The organism is Pseudomonas sp. JS425, from assembly GCF_018223845.1.
Taxonomy (GTDB): Bacteria; Pseudomonadota; Gammaproteobacteria; order Pseudomonadales; family Pseudomonadaceae; genus Aquipseudomonas; species Aquipseudomonas asiatica.
Window position 1 is genome coordinate 5,674,348 of record NZ_CP073661.1, and the last position, 25,333, is coordinate 5,699,680.

General features: G+C 63.8%; 18 protein-coding genes. 11 read left to right on the forward strand and 7 right to left on the reverse strand.

The features are described from left to right. Positions 1–37: 37 nt before the first annotated feature. The 6 genes from KDB76_RS26125 to putP form a co-directional block, all read right to left on the reverse strand. Positions 38–1,441 (reverse strand): PIG-L family deacetylase, encoded by a 1,404-nt coding sequence (locus KDB76_RS26125; RefSeq protein ID WP_013974479.1) that lies wholly within the window; start codon positions 1,439–1,441, stop codon positions 38–40. Continuing rightward, positions 1,438–2,334 (reverse strand): antimicrobial resistance protein Mig-14, encoded by an 897-nt coding sequence (locus tag KDB76_RS26130; protein WP_013974480.1) that lies wholly within the window; start codon positions 2,332–2,334, stop codon positions 1,438–1,440. The genes KDB76_RS26125 and KDB76_RS26130 overlap by 4 nt, the downstream gene beginning before the upstream one ends. Then, positions 2,334–3,464 (reverse strand): glycosyltransferase, encoded by a 1,131-nt coding sequence (locus KDB76_RS26135; RefSeq protein WP_038410177.1) that lies wholly within the window; start codon positions 3,462–3,464, stop codon positions 2,334–2,336. The genes KDB76_RS26130 and KDB76_RS26135 overlap by 1 nt, the downstream gene beginning before the upstream one ends. Beyond that, entirely contained in the window at positions 3,448–5,205 is a 1,758-nt protein-coding gene (locus KDB76_RS26140; RefSeq protein ID WP_013974482.1) for a carbamoyltransferase, read from the reverse strand. Before KDB76_RS26140 ends, KDB76_RS26135 begins: the two co-directional genes overlap by 17 nt. 211 nt (positions 5,206–5,416) lie before the next feature. Next, the gene (gene rlmJ / locus KDB76_RS26145; RefSeq protein WP_013974483.1) at positions 5,417–6,253 is read right to left on the reverse strand and encodes a 23S rRNA (adenine(2030)-N(6))-methyltransferase RlmJ; all 837 of its coding nucleotides are present in this window, start codon (positions 6,251–6,253) and stop codon (positions 5,417–5,419) included. Between the two features lie 185 nt (positions 6,254–6,438). Next, the gene (gene putP / locus KDB76_RS26150; protein WP_023661766.1) at positions 6,439–7,917 is read right to left on the reverse strand and encodes a sodium/proline symporter PutP; all 1,479 of its coding nucleotides are present in this window, start codon (positions 7,915–7,917) and stop codon (positions 6,439–6,441) included. Between the two features lie 74 nt (positions 7,918–7,991). Here putP and KDB76_RS26155 point away from each other — a divergent pair, with 74 nt between their 5' ends. From KDB76_RS26155 to yccS, 11 genes are all read left to right on the forward strand, one after another. Then, positions 7,992–8,210 carry a hypothetical protein gene (locus KDB76_RS26155; protein WP_128637173.1) on the forward strand — a complete coding sequence of 73 codons (219 nt, stop codon included), beginning with the start codon at positions 7,992–7,994 and terminating at the stop codon, positions 8,208–8,210. Positions 8,211–8,274: 64 nt separating this feature from the next. Beyond that, the gene (gene putA / locus KDB76_RS26160) at positions 8,275–12,228 is read left to right on the forward strand and encodes a trifunctional transcriptional regulator/proline dehydrogenase/L-glutamate gamma-semialdehyde dehydrogenase (RefSeq protein ID WP_024087825.1); all 3,954 of its coding nucleotides are present in this window, start codon (positions 8,275–8,277) and stop codon (positions 12,226–12,228) included. A 212-nt stretch (positions 12,229–12,440) separates the two neighbouring features. Further along, complete coding sequence (locus tag KDB76_RS26165) at positions 12,441–12,698, forward strand: hypothetical protein (protein WP_038410178.1); 258 nt, start codon at positions 12,441–12,443, stop codon at positions 12,696–12,698. Between the two features lie 97 nt (positions 12,699–12,795). Next, complete coding sequence (locus tag KDB76_RS26170; RefSeq protein ID WP_038410179.1) at positions 12,796–13,038, forward strand: hypothetical protein; 243 nt, start codon at positions 12,796–12,798, stop codon at positions 13,036–13,038. A gap of 182 nt (positions 13,039–13,220) precedes the next feature. Further along, on the forward strand, positions 13,221–15,023 hold the full coding sequence (locus tag KDB76_RS26175) for an acyl-CoA dehydrogenase (RefSeq protein WP_038410180.1): 1,803 nt from the start codon (positions 13,221–13,223) through the stop codon (positions 15,021–15,023). A gap of 32 nt (positions 15,024–15,055) precedes the next feature. Then, positions 15,056–16,498, forward strand: coding sequence for a TldD/PmbA family protein (locus KDB76_RS26180; RefSeq protein ID WP_013974487.1), 1,443 nt, complete (start codon positions 15,056–15,058; stop codon positions 16,496–16,498). Beyond that, positions 16,498–17,817 (forward strand): TldD/PmbA family protein, encoded by a 1,320-nt coding sequence (locus tag KDB76_RS26185; protein WP_023661529.1) that lies wholly within the window; start codon positions 16,498–16,500, stop codon positions 17,815–17,817. The genes KDB76_RS26180 and KDB76_RS26185 overlap by 1 nt, the downstream gene beginning before the upstream one ends. Before the next feature lie 126 nt (positions 17,818–17,943). Continuing rightward, positions 17,944–19,371 carry a multidrug transporter subunit MdtD gene (gene mdtD / locus KDB76_RS26190; RefSeq protein ID WP_038410181.1) on the forward strand — a complete coding sequence of 476 codons (1,428 nt, stop codon included), beginning with the start codon at positions 17,944–17,946 and terminating at the stop codon, positions 19,369–19,371. Positions 19,372–19,483: 112 nt separating this feature from the next. After that, positions 19,484–20,821 (forward strand): ATP-dependent RNA helicase DbpA, encoded by a 1,338-nt coding sequence (dbpA, locus tag KDB76_RS26195; protein WP_230396947.1) that lies wholly within the window; start codon positions 19,484–19,486, stop codon positions 20,819–20,821. A gap of 137 nt (positions 20,822–20,958) precedes the next feature. After that, entirely contained in the window at positions 20,959–22,140 is a 1,182-nt protein-coding gene (locus KDB76_RS26200; RefSeq protein ID WP_038410182.1) for an NAD(P)/FAD-dependent oxidoreductase, read from the forward strand. A 128-nt stretch (positions 22,141–22,268) separates the two neighbouring features. Further along, on the forward strand, positions 22,269–24,452 hold the full coding sequence (yccS, locus tag KDB76_RS26205) for a YccS family putative transporter (RefSeq protein WP_013974492.1): 2,184 nt from the start codon (positions 22,269–22,271) through the stop codon (positions 24,450–24,452). Between the two features lie 130 nt (positions 24,453–24,582). Here yccS and KDB76_RS26210 read toward each other — a convergent pair whose 3' ends face one another. Then, positions 24,583–25,320, reverse strand: a complete 738-nt coding sequence (locus KDB76_RS26210; protein ID WP_023661311.1) for a transporter substrate-binding domain-containing protein — start codon at positions 25,318–25,320, stop codon at positions 24,583–24,585. Positions 25,321–25,333 lie beyond the last annotated feature (13 nt).

Sequence of the window (25,333 nt, forward strand, 5' to 3'; positions counted from 1 at the left end):
GGCGCTCTGCGCCATCGCGGTCAACCATGGGGCGCGGCTACAGCTCACGCCGCCAGAACAGTTCATGTCGGCGCACGGCCTTGCGAAAGAATTCGTTCTCGCCGTAAGGCGACGGGTGCCGCCCGGCCAACCAGCGCTGCAACAAGCGGCGCAGGCGGCGCTTGAACGGTGCTGGCGGCTGCAGGTCGTGCATCATGCCCAGGGCCATGGCCTTGTCGCGCTGGGTCGCAAGGTCCAGTACCAGGCTGCAAGGAGCCCAGGCCTGGACAGCGTCCAGCTGTGGCGGCAGGGCCACGCCATCACCACTGTCGCCCATCGGCCAGCGGTCGTTGTCATGCAAGTGGTTGGCGTAGCACAGCAGGGTTTGCGGCTGCCAGGCCAGGCCTTGCAAGGCTTCCAGCACCGCAGCCTGGGCACAGATGTGGTCGGGATGCGGGTCGAGCTGCGGGTGCGGCATCACCAGCACCTCTGGCCTGGCCATTTCCAGCAAGGCCCGCAGGTCGGCGAGCAGGTTGTGCCAGGTCGGCGCGCCATCGCCATCGGCCGGCAGCGGGAACGGGTTGAATCGGCGGAATACGCGAATGTCGGCGAGGTCGGCCTCGCGAGAAGCGGCCGGCTGGTCTGGCGCAGCCTGCATGGCAGGCAGTTGCAGACAGAAGTAGCCCAGCTGCACGCAACGCGATTCCGCCACACCGGCCCAGCGTGGCACGGCGACACTATCCCAGGCCCTCAGGCGGCCCTTCAGGCGCGCGGCCTCGGCCTTTGCCAAGCCCATCTGCTGATAGTGCTCGGCCTCGATTTCACCAGCGGTCAGGGTCACTACCCAGGTTTCGTCGGCCTGGCTGTAAAGGCCGTAAGCGGCCAGCTCGGCATCATCGGCATGCGGCGCGATCACCATCACCCGGCGCCGTTGCAGCTCGACCGCCGGGGTTATCCACAAGCGCGGCTGGCCCGCCAGCCGGCAATGCCGGCCACGCAGGCGCAACGCGCCAGCCTGCAGAGGTGCGGCGAGGCCGGTGAGGTTGAGGAAGCGCACGCCATCGACGCCACGCTCGAAGGTTTGCCGGTCGGCATGCTCGCCAGCCACCAGCTCGACCTGCGGGTCCAGGAAGCGCCCCAGCCAGCTGCTTTTTACCCGCAGCTCGAGGACCAGGGTTTCGTTGCCCTGCAGCACGCACTCAGCCTTGAGCAAGCCGCCGCTCAGGCTGGCAGGAGCCTCCCGGGTCTGCTCGCCGAAGTCGTAGGCGTAGTCCTCGCCTGGCGCGTAGAACAGGTGGTCGGCAAACCAGGCCTCGTGAGCCGCCCATAACAGCGGCAACAGCAGCAGTGGCAACCACCACCAGCTGAACGCACCTATGGCCACCAGCGCGACCAGGCCCGCCAACAGGCCCAGGCGCTTGTTGCGCCGGTGGCGCTTGAGCAACTGCTGCTTGCGACTCACGCCTGATACACCGGTACGGGGTTGCACCAGCGGTCCTTGTACTCGCGGTCGGCACGGCCGAACGAGAACCGCAGCGGCTTGTTGCGTGCACGGGCGTCTTCCCAGGCGGCCTGGGTATTGAGGAAGCTCAGCACACTGCCGGGGCTGAAGGCCTTGGTTTCAGGGTCGACACCACCATTGATGTACTCGACGCTGATCCATTCCGGCGCTTCGACACGGTAAACCAGCTGGATGGCAATCGGCTTGCCGTCCAGCAGCAGCACCGAGCCGATCAGCAACTCGCGCAGGCGTTCCAGCACTTCGGCCATGCGCTCGGCGCCGGTGGCAGGGAAGCCCCAGCGGCGCTGGAACAGGTCGCAGTACATGCTGGCGATTTCCTGCGCGCTGAAGTCGCCGATCGGGCGCACCACACCGCCCGCCTCTTCCAGCAGGCGCAGTTCGCGGCGCTGGTTGTAGCGGAACTTCTTCGACAGGTCTTCATGGGCGCGGGCCATGGCCAGCTGTTCCTTCTGCGCCTTGAGGCCGCTGAAGCGGCCCTGGTTCAGTTCGGACAGGTAGCGCGCGGCATGGCGCAACGGTGCAGCGGCGTCGGCCGCCGCCGGCAGGATGATCTCGGCGTTGCCCAGATCGAACAGGGCCTTTTTGCCGGCACGCTTGAGCACGTCCTTGGACAGCGCAAGGTGGCGCCCCCAGGTAGGAATGGCGGCTTTCAGCTCGCCGGCCTGGTGCCAGCCCAGGTAACGCACAGGGATCTGCGCCAGGTCCGCCAGCTGCTCGACCACCAGAGGATGGGTGGCGACACTGCCACCAAACCGGGCCCATGCCTCGGCATAGGCCTTGGCGTCGATAACTTGCCAACCGCGTTCGCGGAAGGCCTGGATACGGTTGAGCATCAGGCCTGCCCCACCAACGCGCGGACTTGCGGAAGCTGCCAGAATGCTTCGCGCACCGCCTGGTCGGAAAAGCGTTCACGCAGGCGCTGCAGCATGTGCTCGGCACAGGCCTGGCGTTGCTGCCCATCGAGCACAGCCATGTGTTTCAGACCCTGGGCCAATTGCCCCGCATCGCCCAGCGGGAACAGCATGCCAACACCCTCGACCACTTCGCGGGCACCACCACAGGCCGTGGCCAGTACCGGCACACCGGCGACCATGGCTTCGAGCAGGACCATGCCGAACGGCTCATGGTCGGAGCTCAGGGCGAATACATCGAACGCCTGGAAGTAACGGCGCGCATCCGGCACCTGGCCAAGGAAGTCCACTTGCCCGGCAATGCCCAGCTCGGCGGCCAGTGCCTTGAGCCTGGCTTCCAGGCGGCCCTTGCCCATGATTGCCAGGCGGGCGCCAGCCGGCAGCCCCGGTAGCGCTTCGGCAAAGCCACGCAGCAGGGTGGCCTGGTCCTTGTCCGGGTGCAGGCGCCCGACGTTACCGACAATCCACGCCTGTGCGTCCAGCCCCAAGGCCTGACGGGCCTCGGCGCGTGGAACCAGGGCTGCTTGCAGGGCGTCGATGTCGATGCGGTTATACAAGGTCTGGATACGTTCTGCCGGCCACTGCGGCAGACAGCGGCGCATGTCGTCACGCACTGCGTCCGACACGCCCAGCAAGCTCAGACGCTTGCTGAACAGGTTGGCGAAGATGCGTCGCCCCTTGCGCTCGTAGTCACCGAAAGCATGGTGCACGCCGATCACCGGCAAGCCGGTGCCCAGCAACGCCACGTAGATCGGTTTGAAGCGATGGGCAATGCAAAAGGCAAAATTGCGCTCGGCCGCGATCCGCCGCAATGCACGGATGGCGCCGAGTTTCAGGCCGCGCACGGCCTTGGAGCTGAACTCCAGGAACAGCACCTCGTCCGAGGCGCAGCCTGCCGCTACCAGCGGGTCGGCGGCGCCGGTGAGGAACACCGTGGTGACCTGGTAGCCACGCCCCTGGAACAGGCTGGCGTACTGACGGGCGCAGTCCAGGAACGGCCCGTCATAGCCATGGCAGAACTGCAGGATGCGCGGTTCAGAGCGGCTGGTCATACGGGGCCGCGCCGTCCTTCACAACCAGGATGTCTTCCATGATCAGGTACTGCAGGTCTGAGCCGAAGAACATGTTCAGGGCATCGGTCGGCGAGCAGATCATCGGTTCACCACGACGGTTCAGCGAAGTGTTCAGCGACACGCCGTTGCCTGTCAGGTCTTCCAGCGCCTTCATCATGTCGTAGTAGCGCGGGTTGTACTCGCGCTTGAGCACCTGGGCACGCGAAGTGCCGTCTTCGTGGACCACTTCCGGTACGCGGGTCTTCCACTCTTCAGCCACTTCGAAGGTGAAGGTCATGAACGGCGCCGGGTGGTCGACCTTGATCATTTGCGGGGCGACGGTGTCGAGCATCGACGGGCAGAAAGGTCTCCAGCGTTCGCGGAACTTGATCTGCTCGTTGATGCGGTCGGCTACGCCCGGCACGCTCGGGCAACCGATGATCGAACGGCCGCCCAGGGCACGAGGGCCGAATTCCATGCGGCCCTGGAACCAGGCCACCGGGTTGCCGTCGACCATGATTTTGGCGATGCGCTGCGGCATGTCGTCGAGCTTGCGCCACTTCGGCGCGTTCGGGTGACGGGCACAGGCAGCGATCACATCTTCGTTGGAGTACGAAGGGCCGAGGTAGACGTGTTCCATCTTCTCGACCGGTACGCCACGGGCGTGGGAAACGTAGGCGGCAGCACCCACGGCGGTACCGGCGTCACCGGAAGCCGGCTGGACGAACAGCTCTTTCAGGTCTGGGCGGGCAATGATCTTCTGGTTGAGCTTGACGTTCAGCGCGCAACCGCCGGCAAACGCCAGCTTGCCGGTTTCACGCAGCACGTCGCCCAGGTAGTGGTCGATCATCTGCAGGGCGATCTTTTCGAACAGCGCCTGCATGCTGGCCGCGTAATGGATGTACGGCTCGTCGGCGATGTCGCCTTCGCGCTTGGGGCCCAGCCACTCGATCAGCTTCGGCGAGAAGTAGAAGCCCTTGCCCTTCTCTTTATAGCGGCGCAGGCCAATGACGTTGGCGTATTCGGTGTTGATCACCAGTTCGCCGTTTTCGAAGCTGGCCAGACGCGAGAAGTCGTACTTGCTGGCGTCACCATACGGCGCCATGCCCATGACCTTGAACTCGCCATCGAGCATCTCGAAGCCGAGGAACTCGGTGATTGCGCCGTACAGGCCGCCCAGCGAGTCCGGGTCGAAGAATTCCTTGATCTTGTGGATCTTGCCGTTTTCGCCGTAGCCAAAGAAGGTGGTGGCGTATTCGCCCTTACCGTCGATGCCGAGGATTGCGGTTTTTTCCTTGAAGCCCGAGCAGTGGTAGGCACTGGAGGCATGGGCCAGGTGGTGCTCGACCGGCTCGATCTTGACCTTTTTCGGGTCGAAGCCCAGTTGTTCCAGGCACCAGACGATCTTCTTGCGGTAGCGCTTGTAGCGTCGGTTGCCCATCAGTATAGCGTCGAGGGCGCGATCCGGGGCGTACCAGTAGCGCTTGGCATAGTGCCAGCGCGCCTTGCCGAACAGGCTGATCGGGGCGAACGGGATGGCTACCACGTCGACGTCGGATGGCTTGATGCCAGCCTGTTCCAGGCAGAACTTCGCCGACTCGTAGGGCATGCGGTTCTTCGCATGCTTGTCACGCACGAAGCGCTCTTCTTCGGCGGCGGCAATCAGTTTGCCGTCAATGTACAAGGCCGCGGAAGGGTCATGGCTAAGGGCGCCGGACAGGCCAAGAATCGTCAATGCCAAGGGATTAGCCTCTTCATTCGGTAGAAATGCGCCAGCGGCCTCTTGGGCGGGTGGCGGCTAAAGGGCGGGATTATAACGCAAACATCAGGATAGGCACTGCATTAACCTGTGGGAGCGGGCGCGCCCGCGAACACCGGCAAAGCTGGTGCCATGCACCGCAGCGCCTGCTTCGCGGGCACGCCCGCCCCCACAGATACCCCAAGGCAAATGCTTATTCGGCGATCAGCCAGTCCATGCGGAAGCTGCCGGCGGTTTGTGCCAGCTCTTTGGCCAGCCATGGCAGCAGCTCCTTGAGCTCTTCTTCCAACCCCCACGGCGGGTTGGCGATGGCCAGACCGGAGCCGTTGAGCCCCTGCGGGCTGTCCTGGTGGTGCACATACAACTCGACCCGCAGCAGTTTCGGTGCGCCGGTGCTGGTCAGGTCCTGGTAGAAGCGGGTCAGCGAGCGCTGGTCCTTGATCGGGTACCAGATGGCCGCGACAGTCTGGCGCATGCGGCCGATCGCCTCTTTCATGGCGGTAGTGCAGCGCTTTAGCTCGTCAGCCTGTTCGAACGGCGGATCGATCAACATGATCGCGCGCTTTTCCTGCACCGGCAGCAAGGCCCGCGGCACATGCCAGCCTTCACCCAGGTGCACGAACACGCGCGGGTCTTTCTTCATGTTCTCTTTGAGCAGCGGCCCGTCTTCGGGATGCTTCTCGTTGAGCAGGGCGCGGTCCTGCTGGCGCATCAGACGGCGAGCCAGCTCGGGCGAACCGGGGTAGTAGCGCAGCTCGCCATCGGCATTCAGACGCTTGATGATTCGCAAATAGTCGTCAGCCATGGCCGGCAGGTCATCGCGATTCCACAGGCGGGCGACACCTTCCAGGTACTCGCCGGTGCGGGTTGCCTGGTCGCCCTGCAGGTCGTAAAGGCCGAGCCCTGCGTGGGTATCGATATAGGCGAACGGCTGCTCCTTGCGCGACATCAGGGCGATGAGGCGGGTCAGCACGATATGTTTGAGGACGTCGGCGTGGTTGCCGGCGTGGAAGGCGTGACGATAGTTCATGGCAACTCCTGCGGGGGTGGCAAGTTTACCTTGCCTTGCAGGCGGAGTCAGGCCTGGCTGCTGATCGGCGGTGACCTCTTCGCGGGTAAACCCGCTCCCACAGGCACCTCACAGAATTTGAGTTCTGTGCAATCCCTGTAGGAGCGGGTTCACCCGCGAAGCAGGCGCCGCCGACTCAACGGGTATTACTTGTCAGCGTGATACGCCGCATCAGCAGTCTCGAAGCGCTTGACCATTGCCTGCGACGGGCTGCCCAGCTTGCTCACCACGACGATGGCGATACTGGCGAACAGGAAGCCCGGAATGATTTCGTACAGCCCGAGGGTGTCGAAGTTCTTCCACAGGATCACGGTCAGTGCGCCCACCACGATACCGGCCAGTGCGCCGTTACGGGTCATGCCTTTCCACAGTACCGAAATCAGCACCACCGGACCAAAGGCAGCACCGAAGCCGGCCCACGCATAAGCTACCAGGCCCAGCACGCGGTTTTCCGGATTGGCGGCCATGGCGATGGCGATCAGGGCGACGGCCAGCACCATCAGGCGGCCGACCCACACCAGTTCGACCTGCGAAGCGTTCTTGCGCAGGAACGCCTTGTAGAAGTCTTCGGTCAGGGCGCTGGAGCACACCAGCAGCTGGCAGCTCAGGGTACTCATCACCGCCGCCAGGATGGCCGACAGCAGCACACCGGCGACCCATGGGTTGAACAGGATCTTGGCCAGCTCGATGAATACACGCTCGTGGTTCTCGGTGACCGGGCCTGCCAGCTCAGGATGTGCCGAGAAGTAGGCGATGCCGAAGAAGCCTACGGCGCAGGTACCGACCAGGCACAGGATCATCCAGGTCATGGAGATGCGGCGGGCTTTGGCGATCGACTTCACCGAGTCGGCAGCCATGAAACGCGCCAGGATGTGCGGCTGACCGAAGTAGCCCAGCCCCCAGCCCATCAGCGAGATGATGCCGATGAAGGTGGCGCCCTTGAACATGTCGAAGTGGGCCGGGTTGACCGCATCGATGGCAGCGAAGGTGGTATCGAAGCCGCCAGTGGAGATCAGCACGATCACCGGAGTGAGGATCAGCGCAAAGATCATCAGCGAAGCCTGCACGGTATCGGTCCAGCTCACCGCCAGGAAACCACCGATGAAGGTGTAGGCGATGGTCGCAGCAGCACCGGCCCACAGGGCGGTTTCGTACGACATGCCGAAGGTGCTCTCGAACAGACGGGCACCGGCAACGATGCCGGAGGCGCAGTAGATGGTGAAGAACACCAGGATCACGATGGCCGAGATGATCCGCAGCAGGCCGCTGTTGTCTTCGAAGCGGCTGGAGAAGTAGTCCGGCAGGGTCAGTGCATCGCCGTTGTGCTCGGTCTGCACGCGCAGGCGGCCAGCAACGAACAACCAGTTCAGGTAGGCGCCGACGGTCAGGCCGATGGCAATCCAGGCTTCGGACAACCCGGAGAAGTAGATGGCGCCCGGCAGGCCCATCAGCAGCCAGCCACTCATGTCGGAAGCGCCGGCGGAAAGCGCGGTGACCACGCTACCCAGGCTGCGACCGCCGAGGATGTAGTCGGAAAGGTTATTGGTGGAGCGATAGGCGGCGAAGCCGATCAGCACCATTGCGGCGATATAGACCACGAAAGTGATCGTTAGTGGATTGCCCATGCGTGTGCCCTGGCGTTTGTTTTTATGTCATGCACAACCGCGGCAATGGCGGTTGCACCCAGGCGGCGAATCGTATGCAACAACGCAAAGCGGGTGCAACCATTTTTCCTTTGCAAGTTGCACCTCCCCGTGCATTTTCCGAAAAATCTGATTTTTTGCTCCCTTTTGGAGCAAAAAACCCGTTTTTCAGAATAAAACACACCGAAAACCACCCTTTTCAGGACATGGAAATGGCTGTCGGACGAGTTGCACCTTTTCCGCAAAAAATTAGGGTTGCACCTGGTTGCACCTGAATTGTCCTACAGCTACTCTTGGCGTCAGCTTAGGCCACAACCGTGGCAATAACGAGGATAAGAAATGGCGACGACCACCCTTGGGGTCAAACTCGATGACCCGACCCGTGAGCGACTCAAGGCAGCTGCGCAGTCGATTGACCGCACCCCGCACTGGTTGATCAAGCAAGCGATCTTCAACTACCTGGAGAAGCTCGAGGGTGGTGCCACCCTGACCGAACTCAACGGCCATGCCAGCAACCTGGCCGACGACGCCGGTGAGGTCCAACCTGACCACAGCCATCAGTGCTTCCTTGAGTTCGCCGAGAGTATCCTGCCGCAGTCGGTATTGCGCTCGGCGATCACCGCCGCCTACCGCCGCCCCGAACAGGAAGTGGTACCGATGCTGCTGGAGCAGGCGCGCCTGAGCGCCCCGCTGGCCGAAGCGACCAACAAGATGGCCGCCGGCATCGCCGAAAAACTGCGTAACCAGAAGAGCGCTGGCGGTCGTGCCGGCATCGTTCAGGGCCTGCTGCAGGAATTCTCGCTGTCGTCCCAGGAAGGCGTGGCACTGATGTGCCTGGCCGAAGCCCTGCTGCGCATCCCCGACAAAGGCACCCGTGATGCGCTGATCCGCGACAAGATCAGCACCGGCAACTGGCAACCGCACCTGGGCAACAGCCCGTCGCTGTTCGTCAACGCCGCCACCTGGGGCCTGCTGCTGACCGGCAAGCTGGTATCTACCCACAACGAATCCGGCCTCACCTCCTCGCTCACCCGCATCATCGGCAAGAGCGGCGAGCCGATGATTCGCAAGGGCGTCGACATGGCCATGCGCCTGATGGGCGAGCAGTTCGTCACCGGCGAAACCATCGCCGAAGCCCTGGCCAATGCCAGCCGCTTCGAGTCCAAGGGCTTCCGCTATTCCTACGACATGCTCGGCGAAGCCGCACTGACCGAGCACGACGCACAGAAGTACCTGGCGTCCTACGAGCAGGCCATCCACTCGATCGGCAAGGCCTCCCATGGCCGTGGCATCTATGAAGGCCCGGGCATCTCGATCAAGCTGTCGGCGCTGCACCCGCGCTACAGCCGCGCCCAGTACGAGCGCGTGATGGAAGAGCTGTACCCGCGCCTGCTGTCGCTGACCCTGCTGGCCAAGCAGTACGACATCGGCCTGAACATCGACGCCGAAGAAGCCGACCGCCTGGAGCTGTCGCTCGACCTGCTCGAGCGCCTGTGCTTCGAGCCTTCGCTGGCCGGCTGGAACGGTATCGGCTTCGTTATCCAGGCCTACCAGAAGCGCTGCCCGTATGTGATCGACTATGTCATCGACCTGGCCAAGCGCAGCCGCCACCGCCTGATGATCCGCCTGGTGAAAGGCGCCTACTGGGACAGCGAAATCAAGCGCGCCCAGGTCGAAGGCCTGGAAGGCTACCCGGTCTACACCCGCAAGGTGTACACCGACGTGTCCTACGTCGCCTGCGCCCGCAAGCTGCTGGCCGTGCCAGAAGCCATCTACCCGCAGTTCGCCACCCACAACGCCCACACCCTGTCGGCCATCTACCACATTGCCGGTCAGAACTACTACCCGGGCCAGTACGAGTTCCAGTGCCTGCACGGCATGGGCGAGCCACTGTACGAGCAGGTGGTCGGCAAGATTTCCGAAGGCAAGCTGAACCGTCCGTGCCGCGTCTATGCACCGGTCGGCACCCACGAAACGCTGCTGGCCTACCTGGTGCGTCGCCTGCTGGAAAACGGCGCCAACACCTCGTTCGTCAACCGCATCGCCGACCACTCGATCTCCATCCAGGAACTGGTCGCCGACCCGGTCGCCAGCATCGAGCGCATGGGCACCCAGGAAGGCAGCATCGGCCTGCCGCACCCACGCATCCCGCTGCCGCGTGAGCTGTATGGCAGCGAGCGGGCCAACTCGGCCGGCATCGACATGGCCAACGAACACCGCCTGGCATCGCTGTCCTGCGCCATGCTGGCCACCGCCCACAACGACTGGAAAGCCACGCCACTGCTGGCCTGCGCTGCCAGCGAAGGCGCCGCCGCACCGGTCCTGAACCCGGCGGACCACCGCGACGTGGTCGGCCATGTTCAGGAAGCCACGGTCGCCGACGTCGACAACGCCATCCAGTGCGCACTGAATGCCGCTCCGATCTGGCAGGCCACCCCGCCGGCCGAACGCGCCGCCATTCTGGAGCGCACCGCCGACCTGATGGAGGCCGAAATCCAGCCGCTGATGGGCCTGCTCATCCGCGAAGCCGGCAAGACCTTCGCCAACGCCATCGCCGAAGTGCGTGAAGCCGTGGACTTCCTGCGCTACTACGCGGTGCAGGCACGCAACGACTTCAGCAACGACGCCCACCGCCCGCTGGGCCCGGTGGTATGCATCAGCCCGTGGAACTTCCCGCTGGCGATCTTCACCGGCCAGGTAGCCGCAGCGCTCGCCGCCGGCAACCCCGTACTGGCCAAGCCGGCCGAGCAAACCCCGCTGATCGCTGCCCAGGCCGTGCGCCTGCTGCTGGAAGCCGGCATTCCTGAAGGCGTGCTGCAGCTGCTGCCTGGCCGCGGTGAAACCGTCGGTGCCGGCCTGGTGGGTGACGAGCGCGTCAAGGGCGTGATGTTCACCGGTTCCACTGAAGTGGCCCGCCTGCTGCAGCGCAACGTCGCCGGCCGCCTGGACAACCAGGGCCGCCCGATCCCGCTGATCGCCGAAACCGGCGGCCAGAACGCGATGATCGTCGACTCCTCGGCACTGACCGAGCAGGTGGTGATCGATGTGGTGTCCTCGGCCTTCGACAGCGCCGGCCAGCGTTGCTCGGCACTGCGCGTGCTGTGCCTGCAGGAAGACTCCGCCGACCGCGTGATCGAAATGCTCAAGGGTGCCATGGCCGAAAGTCGCCTGGGCTGCCCGGACCGCCTGGCCGTGGACATTGGCCCGGTGATCGACGCCGAAGCCAAAGCCGGCATCGAGAAGCACATCCAGGGCATGCGCGAGAAAGGTCGCTCGGTCTACCAGGTGGCCATTGCCGATGCTGCCGAGCTCAAGCGCGGCACCTTCGTCATGCCGACCCTGATCGAGCTGGAAAGCTTTGACGAGCTCAAGCGTGAAATCTTCGGCCCGGTGCTGCACGTGGTGCGCTACAACCGTCGCAACCTGGACCAGCTGATCGAGCAGATCAACAACTCCGGCTACGGCCTGACCCTCGGCGTGCACACCCGCATCGACGAGACCATCGCCAAGGTGGTGGAAACCGCCAACGCCGGCAACATGTACGTCAACCGCAACATCGTCGGTGCAGTGGTGGGTGTGCAGCCGTTCGGTGGTGAAGGCCTGTCCGGCACCGGCCCGAAAGCCGGCGGCCCGCTGTACCTGTACCGCCTGCTGTCGACCCGCCCGGCCGACGCGATTGGCCGCCACTTCCAGCAGCAGGACGGCGAAGGCAAGCCTGACCGCGCCCTGCACGAACAGCTGATCAAGCCGCTGCACGGCCTGAAGGCATGGGCCGAGAGCAACCAGCTGGCCGACCTGGCTGCGCTGTGCAGCCAGTTCGCCAGCCAGTCGCAGAGCGGCATCGCCCGCCTGTTGCCAGGCCCGACCGGCGAGCGCAACAGCTACACCATCCTGCCGCGTGAGCACGTGCTGTGCCTGGCCGATAACGAAGCTGACCTGCTGGCGCAGTTTGCCGCAGTGCTGGCCGTTGGTAGCTCGGCGGTATGGGCGGACGGCGAGCCGGGCAAAGCCCTGCGTGTCCGCCTGCCGCGAGAGTTGCAGGCCAAGGTCAAATTGGTGGCGGACTGGAACAAGGATGAAGTGGCGTTCGATGCCGTGATCCACCATGGCGACTCGGATCAACTGCGCGGCGTATGCCAGCAGGTGGCCAAGCGTGCCGGGGCGATCGTGGGTGTGCACGGGCTGTCCAGCGGCGACCACCAGATTGCGCTGGAGCGCCTGGTGATCGAACGGGCGGTGAGTGTGAACACTGCTGCTGCCGGTGGTAATGCCAGCTTGATGACCATTGGCTGACGCTGAGGGTTGTTAACGAAAAAAGGAGAGCTTCGGCTCTCCTTTTTTATTTCCAAGAATAAATTCCTGGCAGACGAATATACCGCGCACAGTGCAACCTCGTCTCTATCACCTAAGGTTTCTCAACCTAGCACAAGTGCTAGTTTTACCGCCTCGCTCAAAGAGACATCATTTGCCTCGCACCACTTCAAATAACTTGTAGCGAGAAAAGAATGAGAAAAGAAATAGAAGTTACCGGCATCACGATCTTCGTCAAAGAACAATATGCAGGTGAAATCTGGACCAACCTTTACTCACCTGACGAGCCGCTGCAAAGCTGTGTAGTTCGGGATACAAACGTGATGGACGCCGTTCACACCGCAAAGTCTGTGCTGCAGCCCGGCAAGCCACTGAAGGTTTTTGCCACGATCACGACCAGTGGCCATCCACAACTGTTGGAAAAAATCAGGATAGGTGATTTTTCGAACTGAACTCTAAGTCAGCCGAGACTCAAAGTTGCTCGCCATACGTTGCGCAGAGCAAATCTTATCTAAAAGACCTTGAACCATTTCAGGAAGGAATGCCGCCATGGCCGAATTCAATGTTAAAAAAATAAGCCTCTTTGCCGAGCAAGATCAGGTTAGCACCAATCTTTATAACGCCGCAGGTAATATTCGATCCTGCGTCGTCAGGGACAAAACCGTCATGAAGGCATTACACACAGCTCTCGTGACCACCGCATACAACGACGCTTATCAAATCATCGCCACCACCGATGAAACCGTTTCGCCCTACGTACTCACTGAGATCAAAATCGATAACACGCCCTGACAGCTCCACCAAATTAAACAAACTCACTACCCAGAGCAGGATGTTTTTTACGCTCGGTTCCTAGGTAGGCACATAGTGCGATATTTGCGGTAACTCATATTGATCATCACCTCGATCAATCGTCCTTGTCGCCAGTACCGATACAGTATCAAGCTGAATTACCGTATCCCAGGACTGCCGACATGGACGAGACTTTACTCAGCTCTCGCAACCTCGCCTTTGAACTCTACGAAGTCCTCATGGCCGAGGCCCTGACCCAGCGCCCGCGCTTCGCCGAGCACAACCGCGAAACCTTTGACGCGGCGCTATCGACTGCCCGCACCATCGCAGAGAAATTTTTCGCCCCGCACAACCGCAAGGCCGACGAAAACGAGCCGCGCTACGTGGATGGCCGCGCCGAACTGATCCCCGAAGTGAAACCCGCCGTCGACGCCTTTCTCGAAGCCGGCTTCCTCAACGCCAACCGCGACTTCGAAGCCGGCGGCATGCAGCTGCCGAGCCTGGTCTCGCAGGCCTGCTTCGCCCACTTCCAGGCGGCCAACGCCGGCACCACGGCCTACCCGTTCCTGACCATGGGCGCGGCCAACCTGATCGAGAGCTTCGGCAGCGATGAACAGAAACGCCTGTTTCTACAGCCGATGATCGAAGGCCGCTACTTCGGCACCATGGCCCTGACCGAACCCCACGCTGGCTCGTCACTGGCCGATATCCGCACCCGCGCCGAACCTGCCGGTGACGGCAGCTACCGGTTAAAGGGCAACAAGATCTTCATCTCCGGCGGTGATCACGAGCTGTCGGAAAACATCGTGCATATGGTTCTGGCCAAGCTTCCGGATGCTCCGCCCGGCGTGAAGGGCATCTCGCTGTTCATCGTACCCAAGTACCTGGTCAACGAAGATGGCAGCCGTGGCCCGCGCAACGATGTGCTGCTGGCAGGGCTGTTCCACAAGATGGGCTGGCGCGGTACTACCTCTACCGCGCTGAACTTCGGCGACAACGGCCAGTGCGTCGGCTACCTGGTCGGCCAGCCGCACCAGGGCCTGGCCTGCATGTTCCAGATGATGAACGAGGCACGCATCGGTGTCGGCATGGGCGCAGTGATGCTCGGTTACGCCGGCTACCTGTATTCGCTGGAATACGCCCGTCAGCGCCCGCAGGGTCGGTTGCCGGACAACAAAGACCCGCACAGCCCCGCAGTGCCGATCATCGAGCACAGCGATGTGAAACGCATGCTGCTGGCACAGAAGGCCTACGTGGAGGGCGCCTTCGACCTGGGCCTGTATGCCGCGCGCCTGTTCGACGACACCCAGACTGCCAGCGACGACAACGCCCGCAAGCAGGCGCAGGAGCTGCTCGACCTGCTGACCCCGATCGTCAAATCCTGGCCCTCGACGTTCTGCCTCAAGGCCAATGAACTGGCGATCCAGATCCTCGGGGGCCACGGCTACACCCGCGAGTACCCGGTAGAACAGTATTACCGCGACAACCGCCTGAACCCGATCCATGAAGGCACCGAGGGCATCCAGTCGCTCGACCTGCTGGGCCGCAAGCTGGCGCAGAACAATGGTGCCGGCCTCAAGCAGTTGATCCGGTCGATCGCTGCCACCGGCGAGCGCGCCAGCCACCATGCGAACCTCGACCCACTGCGCCAGCCGCTGGAGCAACTGGTCAACCGCCTGCAAGGTGTGACCCTGGGCTTGCTGGGTGACCTGGCCCAGGGCAAAGTCGCCGGAGCCCTGGCCAACTCGGCCCTCTACCTCAAGGCCTTCGGCCATTGCGTGATCGGTTGGCGCTGGCTGGAACAGGCGATCCATGCCGAACTCGGCCTGCTCAAGGGCAAACCCGCCGACCGCGACTTCTACCTCGGCAAGCTGCAGGCCGCGCGTTATTTCCTGACCTGGGAGGTACCTGGCTGCCATAATGAGCTGGCATTGCTCGAGGCGCGCGACGACACTTGCCTCGCCATGCAGGACGAGTGGTTCTAAGGGGGAGCCACCGTGTACACGGAGGCTTCCACATGTTCGATACCAGCGCCCTGCTGCGCCAGCGCTTTGCCGCGCTGCGCAGTAAGGCCGAGCTGTTTTCCCTGCGCCATGTGAAACAATCGCACCAGGCGCTGTCGGTTCGCCGCAACGTCGCGGAACCACCCTTCTTCAGCCAGGACGAGGGCGCCATGCTCACCGTGCGGGTGAATGGCGTGGAAGCCTATGCCGCCACCGCCGACCTGTCCCAGGCCGGCCTGCAGCGCGCCCTGGAGCAGGCCGAGGCGCTGGCCCGGCAGATCGCCCGATACAACCTGCTGGACCTGCGCGAGCAACCGGTGACCAGCGCACGCCACGACCACATTTCGCCCAACTTCGACCAACCCGTGCCCAACCTTGCCGACTGCCTTGGCCTGCTCGCTGCCGAATCGGCCAGCGTGCCCAAGGACAGCCGCCTGGTGGACTGGCAGGCCGGCCTGGGCCTGAGCCTGGTCGAGCAGACCTACCTGAACTCGGCCGGCGCCGAGCTGCGCCACGCCCAGCGCTTCCTGTTCCCGGGCCTGGGCGTGACCGCCAGCGATGGCCAGGACAGCCAGAGCCGCAGCCTGGGCCGCGACAACTTCGGCCAGCAGGGCGGCTTCGAGGTCATCGAGCGCTGCGGCCTGATCGGCGCTGCCCGCCGGGTGGCCGACGAGGCGCTGCAGCTGCTGCAGGCACCGAATACCCCCAGCGGCCCGCGCGACCTGCTGTTGATGCCGGACCAGATGATGCTGCAGATTCACGAATCCATCGGCCACCCGCTGGAGATGGACCGCATTCTCGGCGACGAACGCAACTACGCAGGCACCAGCTTCGTCAAAGCCGATGACTTCGGCCACCTGCAGTACGGCTCCGCGCTGCTCAACGTGACCTTCGACCCAACCATCGGCGAAGAGCTGGCCAGCTACAGTTTCGATGATGACGGCACCCAGGCCAACAAGCAGTTCCTGATCCGCGATGGCCTGCTGCTGCGCCCGCTGGGTGGTGCGCTGTCGCAGTTCCGCTCCGGCCTCGACGGCGTGGCCAACAGCCGCGCCTGCGGCTGGAACCGTGCGCCGATCGACCGCATGGCCAACCTCAACATCGAGCCGGGCGACCAGAGCCTGGATCAGCTGGTGAAGGGCATCGAGCACGGCATCCTGATGCGCACCAACCGTTCCTGGTCCATTGATGATGCTCGCAACAAGTTCCAGTTCGGCTGTGAATGGGGCCAACTGATCGAAAACGGCGAGCTCAAGGGCATCGTCAAGAACCCCAACTACCGTGGCATCTCCGCGCAGTTCTGGCGCAACCTGGCGGCGGTCGGCGACAGCAGTACCTTCCAGGTGCTGGGCACGCCCAACTGCGGCAAGGGCGAACCCAACCAGGTGGTACGGGTGGGGCATGCCTCGCCGGCCTGCGTGTTCCGCCAGATCGACGTATTCGGAGGAGACGCCTGATGAAACAAGCTTTCGAAACCCTGGTCGGGGATGTGCGCAAAGCCCTGCAGACGGGCGAACAGTTCACCCTCGGCTACAGCGCCGAACAGTCGCAATTCGTGCGTTTCAACCATGCCAAGGTGCGCCAGGCCGGCACCGTGAACCAGGCCGGCGCGCAACTGCGGTTGATCCGCGATGGCCGCCAGGCAGAGCAACAGGTGACCTTGAGTGGTGACACGCAACTGGATAGCCAGCGTCTGTTCACGGCCCTGGAGCAACTGCGCCAGACCTTGCCATTGCTGGCGGTCGATCCGTACTTGCGCCTGGACGAAAGCGCCTGGCACAGCCACAGCCAGCAGGAGCAGCCGCTGCCCGAACTGAGCGATGTGCTGACCTTGCTCGAGCGTGAAGCCGGCGACCTGGACCTTGTCGGCATCTACGCCGCCGGCCCCATCTGCCGGGGCTTCGCCAGCTCGTTCGGGGCCTTCGGCTGGCACCAGGCCAACAGCTTCAACTTCGACTGGAGCCTGTTCCACGAAAACGGCGAGGCGGTAAAGGCCAATTATGCCGGGCAAGTGTGGAGCGCCGACGACTTCACCGCACGCCTGCGCCAGGCGCGGGAACAGCTGGGTTTCCTTGGCCGCCCTGCCGTCACGCTGAAGCCTGGCAGCTACCGCGCCTACCTGGCCCCGGCGGCCATGGACGAAATAGCCGGCATGCTGTGCTGGGGCGGTTTTTCCGCACAGGCCCTGGCCACTGGCAACAGTGCCCTGCAGCGCCTGTACAACGGCGATGCGCGGCTGAGCCCGCTGGTGAGTTTCACCGAGCAGGTCAGCGGTTCGCTGAGCCCTGCGTTTTCCGATGAAGGCTCGCCGCGCCTGGATGTGCCGTTGATCCAGCAAGGCGAGGCCCGGCAGCGATTGATCAGTGCGCGCAGTGCGGCCGAGTTCGAGCTGCTGGCCAATGGCGCCGATAGTTACGAGTCGCCGTGTGCGCTGAGCCTGGCAGCAGGTAGCCTGCCGAGCGAGCAAATCCTGGAGCGGCTCGGTACCGGGCTGTACATCAGCAACCTGTGGTACCTGAACTATTCCGACCTGCCGGCGGCACGCATGACCGGACTAACCCGCTTCGCCACCTTCTGGGTGGAGAACGGGCAGATCCAGGGCCCGGTGAGCACCATGCGCTTCGATGACAGCCTGTACAGCTTGCTCGGCAGCCAGCTGGAGGACCTGACAAGCGAGCGCGAGATGATCCTGTCGACCAGTACCTATGGACAGCGCAGTACCGGGTCGAGTCATTTGCCGGGGGCACTGGTCAAAGGCCTGACCCTGACATTGTGACTGGACTTACCGGCCCTTTCGCGGCTAAAGCCGGCCCCACAGGATCTCCACGGCCCTTAATGTGGTGATATCCCTGTGGGAGCGGGTTCACCCGCGAAGAGGCCGGCACTGACAAACGAGGAAGTCATGCCCGAACGCACCCCGCTGGACCCCGTCACCGCCCGCTGGATCCCTTGGGTGGTGGCCATCGCCTTTTTCATGCAGTCCCTGGACGGCACCATCCTCAACACCGCACTGCCAGCCATGGCCCGGTCGCTGGCAGAAGACCCGCTGCGCATGCAGGGCGTGATCATCGCCTACATGCTCACCGTGGCCCTGCTGATCCCCGCCTCAGGCTGGATCGCCGACCGCTTCGGCACCAAGCGCATCTTCTTCAGCGCAATCCTGCTGTTCAGCTTCGGCTCGCTGCTGTGCGCCGCCGCCAACAGCCTCGGTTTCCTGATCTTTGCCCGTGTCGTGCAAGGGCTGGGCGGTGCGCTGATGCTGCCGGTCGGGCGCTTGGTAGTCCTACGTGCCTACCCGCGCACCGAGCTGGTGCGCATCATGAGCTTCATCACCATCCCCGGCCTGCTCGGGCCGCTACTGGGCCCTACGGTTGGCGGCTGGTTGGTGGAAATACTGAGCTGGCACTGGATCTTCCTGCTCAACCTGCCGGTCGGCCTGATCGGCTGCTACGCCGTTTGGATGTTCATCCCCGACCTGCGCGGCGCCGAGCGCACCACGTTCGACGGCCCCGGGTTCCTGCTGTTTGGCGCAGCGATGGTATTGATCACCATCGCCATGGAAGGCCTGGGCGAACTGCACCTGCCGCACCTGCGGGTGATGTTGCTGCTGTTCGCCGGCATGGCCTGCCTGGCGGCCTACTGGCTGCGCGCCGGGCGCGACCCGGAGCCGTTGTTCTCACCCAGCCTGTTCCGCGTGCGCACCTTTGCCATCGGTATTCTCGGTAACCTGTTCGCCCGCCTGGGCAGCGGCGCGCTGCCGTTCCTTGTGCCGTTGCTGCTGCAAGTGGCGCTGGGCTACTCGCCGGCCCAGGCCGGCATGAGCATGATCCCGCTGGCGGCTGCGGCGATGCTGGCCAAGTCCATTGCCCGACCACTGATCGAACGCTTTGGCTACCGCATCATCCTCACCGGCAACACCCTGCTGCTGGGCCTGCTGCTGGCCAGCCTCGGGCTGGTCGACGAGCAGACGCCCTATGCCGTGCTGCTGATTCAGCTGGGCCTGCTCGGGGCAGTCAACTCGATGCAGTTCACCGCGATGAACACGGTGACCCTGATCGACCTCGACGACGCCAGCGCCAGCAGCGGCAACAGCCTGCTGTCGGTGGTCGCGCAGCTGGCCCTGAGCCTGGGCGTGGCATGTGCGGGGGCATTGCTCGGCGGCTTTACCGCAGCCGGAAACGCCGACGGTGTGGAAACCACCTTGGGTGCATTCCAGCTGACCTTCGTCACCATCGGCGTGATGGCCATGCTGGCGGCGGCGATATTCCTGCAGCTGTCGCCGACGGACGGAAGGCGTGCCCGTCGTCCGGAACAACACATGGAGTCGTAGGGCGAATGGCCATGAGGCTGGTAGACTATGCGGCATTTTTCGCTTCGCACCGCAGGCCCGCCTCGTGACCACCGAATCCACCGCCTTTGCCACCTTGCCGCTGTCCACTGCCATGCTGGCCAACCTGGACGCCCTCGGCTATGCCTCGATGACACCGATCCAGGCCCAGAGCCTGCCGGTCATCCTCAAGGGGCAGGACCTGATCGCCCAGGCCAAGACCGGCAGCGGCAAGACCGCCGCCTTCGGCATCGGCCTGCTCAACCCGATCAACCCGCGCTACTTCGGTTGCCAGGCGCTGGTGCTGTGCCCTACCCGCGAGCTCGCCGACCAAGTGGCCAAGGAGCTGCGCCGCCTGGCCCGCGCCGAGGACAACATCAAGATCCTGACCCTGTGCGGCGGCGTTTCGCTGGGCCCGCAGATCGCTTCGCTGGAGCACGGCGCACACATCATCGTCGGCACCCCAGGGCGCATCCAGCAGCACCTGGACAAGGGCACCCTGGTGCTCGACGGGCTGAACACCCTGGTGCTGGACGAGGCCGACCGCATGCTCGACATGGGCTTCTTCGATGCCATCGCCAGCATCATCGGCAAGACCCCGTCGCGCCGCCAGACCCTGCTGTTCTCGGCCACCTACCCGGCCGGCATCAAGCAACTGGCCGCCGACTTCATGCGCAACCCGCAACAGGTCAAGGTCGAGAGCCTGCATGCCGACAATCAGATCGAGCAGCGCTTCATCGAGATCGACCCGCAACAGCGCCTCGAGGCGGTCACCCGCGTGCTCGGCCACTACCGCCCGCAGTCCTGCGTGGCGTTCTGCTTCACCAAGCAGCAGTGCGAGGATGTGGTCGCCCACCTGACCGCCAAGGGCATCGTTGCCCAGGCCCTGCATGGCGACCTGGAGCAGCGCGACCGCGACCAGGTGCTGACCATGTTCGCCAACCGCAGCAGCTCGGTGCTGGTGGCTACCGATGTGGCCGCCCGCGGCCTGGACATCGATGGCCTGGATATGGTCATCAACGTCGAGCTGGCACGTGATGCGGAAATCCATGTGCACCGTGTCGGCCGCACCGGCCGTGCTGGCGAGAAAGGCATTGCGGTCAGCCTGGTGGCACCGGCCGAAGGCCACCGCGCCCAGGCCATCGAAGACCTGCAGAAGAGCCCGCTGCGCTGGGACCAGCTGGACAGCCTGAAGCACAAGGGTGGCGAACCGCTGCTGCCGCTGATGAGCACCCTGTGCATCGCCGCCGGGCGCAAGGACAAGCTGCGCCCGGGTGACATCCTCGGGGCGCTGACCGGTGACGCCGGCATCCCCGGCAAACAGGTGGGCAAGATTGCGATCTTCGATTTCCAGGCGTTCGTGGCCGTTGAGCGGCCGCTCGCCAAGCAGGCCATGCAGCGCTTGAACAGCGGCAAGATCAAGGGGCGTTCCCTGAAAGTCCGCATCGTCTGACCTAATTTTGGGGCCGCTTTGCGGCCCTTTCGCGACACAAGGCCGCTCCTACAGGGGATCGCAAACTCCTGTAGGAGCGGCCTTGTGTCGCGAGAGGGCTGCAAAGCAGCCCCCAGCAATCCTGAAGAGGTAACACCGTGCACTCCACCGACGTGATCATCCTCGGCGCCGGCGCCGCCGGCCTGATGTGCGCACAGCTCAGCGCCCGCCGTGGCCGCCGGGTACTGGTGCTCGACCACGCCAACAAACCGGGCAAGAAAATCCTCATGTCCGGCGGCGGCCGCTGCAACTTCACCAACATGTATACCGAGCCGGGCAACTTCCTCTCGCAGAATGCGCATTTCTGCAAGTCGGCCCTGGCTCGCTACACCCAGTGGGACTTCATCGAGCTGGTGTGCAAGCACGGCGTGGCCTACCACGAGAAGAAACTCGGCCAGCTGTTTTGCGACAACAAGGCCAGTGACATCCTCGACATGCTGCTGGCCGAATGCGATGAGGCCGGCGCCGAGATCCGCATGCACACCAGCATCGAGCAGATCGAGAAGACCGAAGGGGGCTACCTGCTGCAGACCAGCGGCGGCCAGTTCGCCTGCCAGTCGCTGGTGATCGCCACCGGCGGCCTGTCGATCCCGACCCTGGGTGCCACCGGCTTCGGCTACCAGGTGGCCCGCCAGTTCGGCCATACCCTGCTGCCAACCCGCGCCGGGCTGGTGCCGTTAACCATCACCGAGCCCCAACTGAAGGCACTGTGCACCGAGTTGTCCGGTACATCGCTGGATTGCACCGCCAGCTGCAACGGCACCAGCTTCCGCGAGAACCTGCTGTTTACCCACCGCGGCCTCAGCGGCCCGGCGATTTTGCAGATTTCCTCGTTCTGGGAAGCAGGCGACACGGTCGAGATCAACCTGCTGCCCGACCGTGATGCACTGACCTGGCTGCAACAGATGCAGGCCGAACGCGCCAACACCGAGCTGAAAACCGTGCTGGGCGAGGTATTTACCCGCAAGCTGGCCAACCTGCTGGCCGAGCAGTGGTTCGAGTCCCGGCCCATGAAGCAGTACACACCGGCGGAACTGGCACAGATCGCCGAGAAGCTGGCGAACTGGCAGGTGGTACCGGCCGGCACCGAGGGCTATCGCACTGCCGAAGTGACCCTGGGCGGCGTGGATACCCGAGAGGTGTCGTCCAAGACCATGGAATCGCTGAAAAGCCCTGGGTTGTATTTCATTGGTGAAGTGCTGGATGTGACTGGCCATTTGGGCGGTTTCAATTTCCAGTGGGCCTGGGCCTCCGCCAACGCCGCGGCGCAGTTCGTGTAGAGTAGAATCCATTCAGCAGCACGGAATGCTTCTTGCTGGCCCGTGCTCAGTGTCGGAATCCGGGCCGCTTCGCGCCCCGGTAACCGTCTCTGAAAGGTATTTCTCTGATCACTGCCTAGCAGGCCATCATGTCATCGAGCTCGTTCCGTCAGTCACTGCGTCGCCTGTGGGGTCAAGACAAGTTCAGCTACAGCATCCGGGTCACCATCGCCCTCACCGGCAGCCTGGCCCTGTGCTGGTACCAGAACGAAATGGCCCTGCTGATTCCGCTGTTCCTCGGCATCATCGCCAGCGCCCTGGCCGAAACCGATGACAGCTGGCAGGGCCGCCTCAGCGCCCTGGCCGTCACCCTTGTGTGTTTTGCCATCGCCGCACTGGCAGTCGAACTGCTGTTCCCCTACCCGTGGGTATTCGTCATTGCCCTGGCCTTGGCGGCCTTTGGCCTGACGATGCTCGGTGCCTTGGGCGAACGCTATGGCGCCATCGCTTCAGCGACCCTGATCACTGCGGTGTACACCATGATCGGCGTGGACCAGCGCGGCGGCCAAGTCACCGATTTCTGGCACGAACCGCTGCTGCTGGTGGCGGGCGCAGCCTGGTACGGGCTGCTGTCGGTGCTGTGGCAGGCGCTGTTTTCCAACCAGCCGGTGCAGCAGAGCCTGGCCAAGCTGTTCTTCGAGCTGGGCAGCTACCTCAAGCTCAAGGCCAGCCTGTTCGAACCCGTCCGCACCCTTGACGTCGAAGCCCGGCGCCTGGAGCTGGCCCAGCAGAACGGCAAGGTGGTGGCGGCGCTCAACGCGGCCAAGGAAATCATCCTACACCGGGTGGGCAACAGCCAGCCGAATTCCAAGGTCAGCCGCTACCTCAAGCTGTACTTCCTGGCCCAGGACATCCATGAACGGGTCAGTGCTTCGCACTATCCCTACAACGCCCTGACCGAGGCTTTTTTCCACAGCGACGTGATGTTCCGCTGCCAGCGCCTGCTGCGCAAGCAGGGCTCGTCCTGCCAGGAACTGGCCCGCTCGATCCGCCTGCGCCAGCCGTTCGTGCTGGCCAGCGGTTATCCCGAGGCCCTCGAAGACCTAAACGCCTCGCTGGAACACCTGCGTATGCAGAACAACCCGGCCTGGCGTAGCCTGCTTCGCTCGCTGCGGGCGCTGGCGGCCAACCTGGCGACGCTCGACCGCCTGCTCAGCGCCGCCAGCAACCCGGACAGCCTGGCCGACACCAGCGATAGCAGCCTGCTCGACCGCTCTCCACGCTCGCTGAAGGACGTGTGGACCCGCCTGCGCACCCAATTGACGCCGACCTCGCTGCTGTTCCGCCATGCCCTGCGCCTACCCCTGGCGTTGTCGATCGGCTATGGCATGGTGCACCTGATCCACCCCACCCAGGGCTACTGGATCATCCTCACCACGCTGTTCGTGTGCCAGCCCAACTACGGTGCGACCCGGCGCAAGCTGGTGCAGCGGATAGCCGGCACCGCCGTCGGCCTGACGGTGGGCTGGGCATTGTTCGACCTGTTCCCCAACCCGGTCATCCAGTCATTGTTCGCCGTGGTCGCCGGGGTGGTGTTCTTCGTCAACCGCACCACCCGCTACACCTTGGCCACGGCCGCGATCACCCTGATGGTGCTGTTCTGCTTCAACCAGATCGGCGATGGCTATGGCCTGTTCCTGCCGCGCCTGTTCGATACCCTGGTCGGTAGCCTGATCGCCATCCTTGCGGTGTTCCTGTTCCTCCCCGACTGGCAGGGGCGGCGGCTGAACAAGGCGCTGGCCAATACCCTGGCCTGCGCCAGCGTGTACCTGCGGCAGATCATGCAGCAGTATGCCCACGGCAAGCGCGATGACCTGGCCTACCGCCTGGCCCGGCGCAACGCCCACAACGCCGACGCGGCGCTGTCCACCACCTTGGCCAACATGCTGATGGAGCCGGGGCATTTCCGGAAGGAGGCCGACGTCGGCTTCCGCTTCCTGGTGCTGTCGCATACCTTGCTTAGCTACCTGTCGGGGCTGGGTGCGCACCGCGACACCGCCTTGCCGGCGGAGGTGCAGGAACAGTTGATCGAAGGTGCCGGGCAAAGCCTGGCCAGCAGCCTGGACGAGATTGCCAACGGCCTGGCCGCGCGGCTGCCGGTGGCGATTCACAGTGATGCCGAAGAAGCGCTGGCCAATGCCCTGGAGCAGATGCCGGAAGAGCTGGACGAGCACCAGCGGCTGGTACAGACGCAGTTGGCGTTGATCTGCCGGCAGTTGGGGCCGCTGCGGACCTTGGCAGCGCATTTGATCAAGGAAGGTGCACCGGCCTGAGTTTCATATCGCCTGTGCGGGCCTCTTCGCGGGTAAACCCGCTCCCACAGGAACATCACAAATATCGAGTCCTGTGAGATACCTGTGGGAGCGGGTTTACCCGCGAAGAGGCCGGCACAGGCGATATAGATCAAAAGCCATGCTGGCGCATGAGCCGTGCATAGCTGCCATCCGCCTTCATCGCCGCAATCGCCTGCTCGAACCGCTCGACGATCCGCGCATGCTCCGGGTGCTTCAGGCTGACCAGGATATGCAGGGTGTTCTCTCCCAACGGCGGCTCCACCAGCATCACCCCATCGCGTACCTCTGGCAGCTCGCGCTGCAAGTTGTAACGGGCCACGTACTCGTCTTCCACCGCCAGGTCCACCCGCCCCGCCGCCAGCATGCGTACCGCAGAGGGAAAGTTGCGCACCGCCACCTTGTGCAGGCGGGTGTCGCGGTCGAACTCGGGGGAATAGGCATAATCACGCACCACAGCGATGCTGTAGGGATACAAATCTGACTGGCGCTTGTAGCGAAACGCCTCGCCCTTGCGTTGCAACAGGCGAATGCGGTTGACCAGGTAGGCTTCGGAAAACTGCCCGATGCTGGCGCGCGAGTCGTTGTACCAGGCGTTGATCAGCACGTCGTAACGCCCCTCGCTCACCCCCAGCAGAGCCCGCGCCCAAGGTGCCTCTTCGACCCCACTGGTGTAGCCGGCCCGGGCCAGCGCCGTGGTGACGATGCTGGTCGCCAGGCCACCGCCCGGCATGCTGGCATCGGTGAACGGCGGCCAATTGTCGGCCACCAGACGCAGCTTTTCGCGCCCCAGGGCGGGTGTTGCAAGCATCATTGCCAGCAATCCCAACACACAAAACAGTGGCCGCATGCTCACGTCCTTT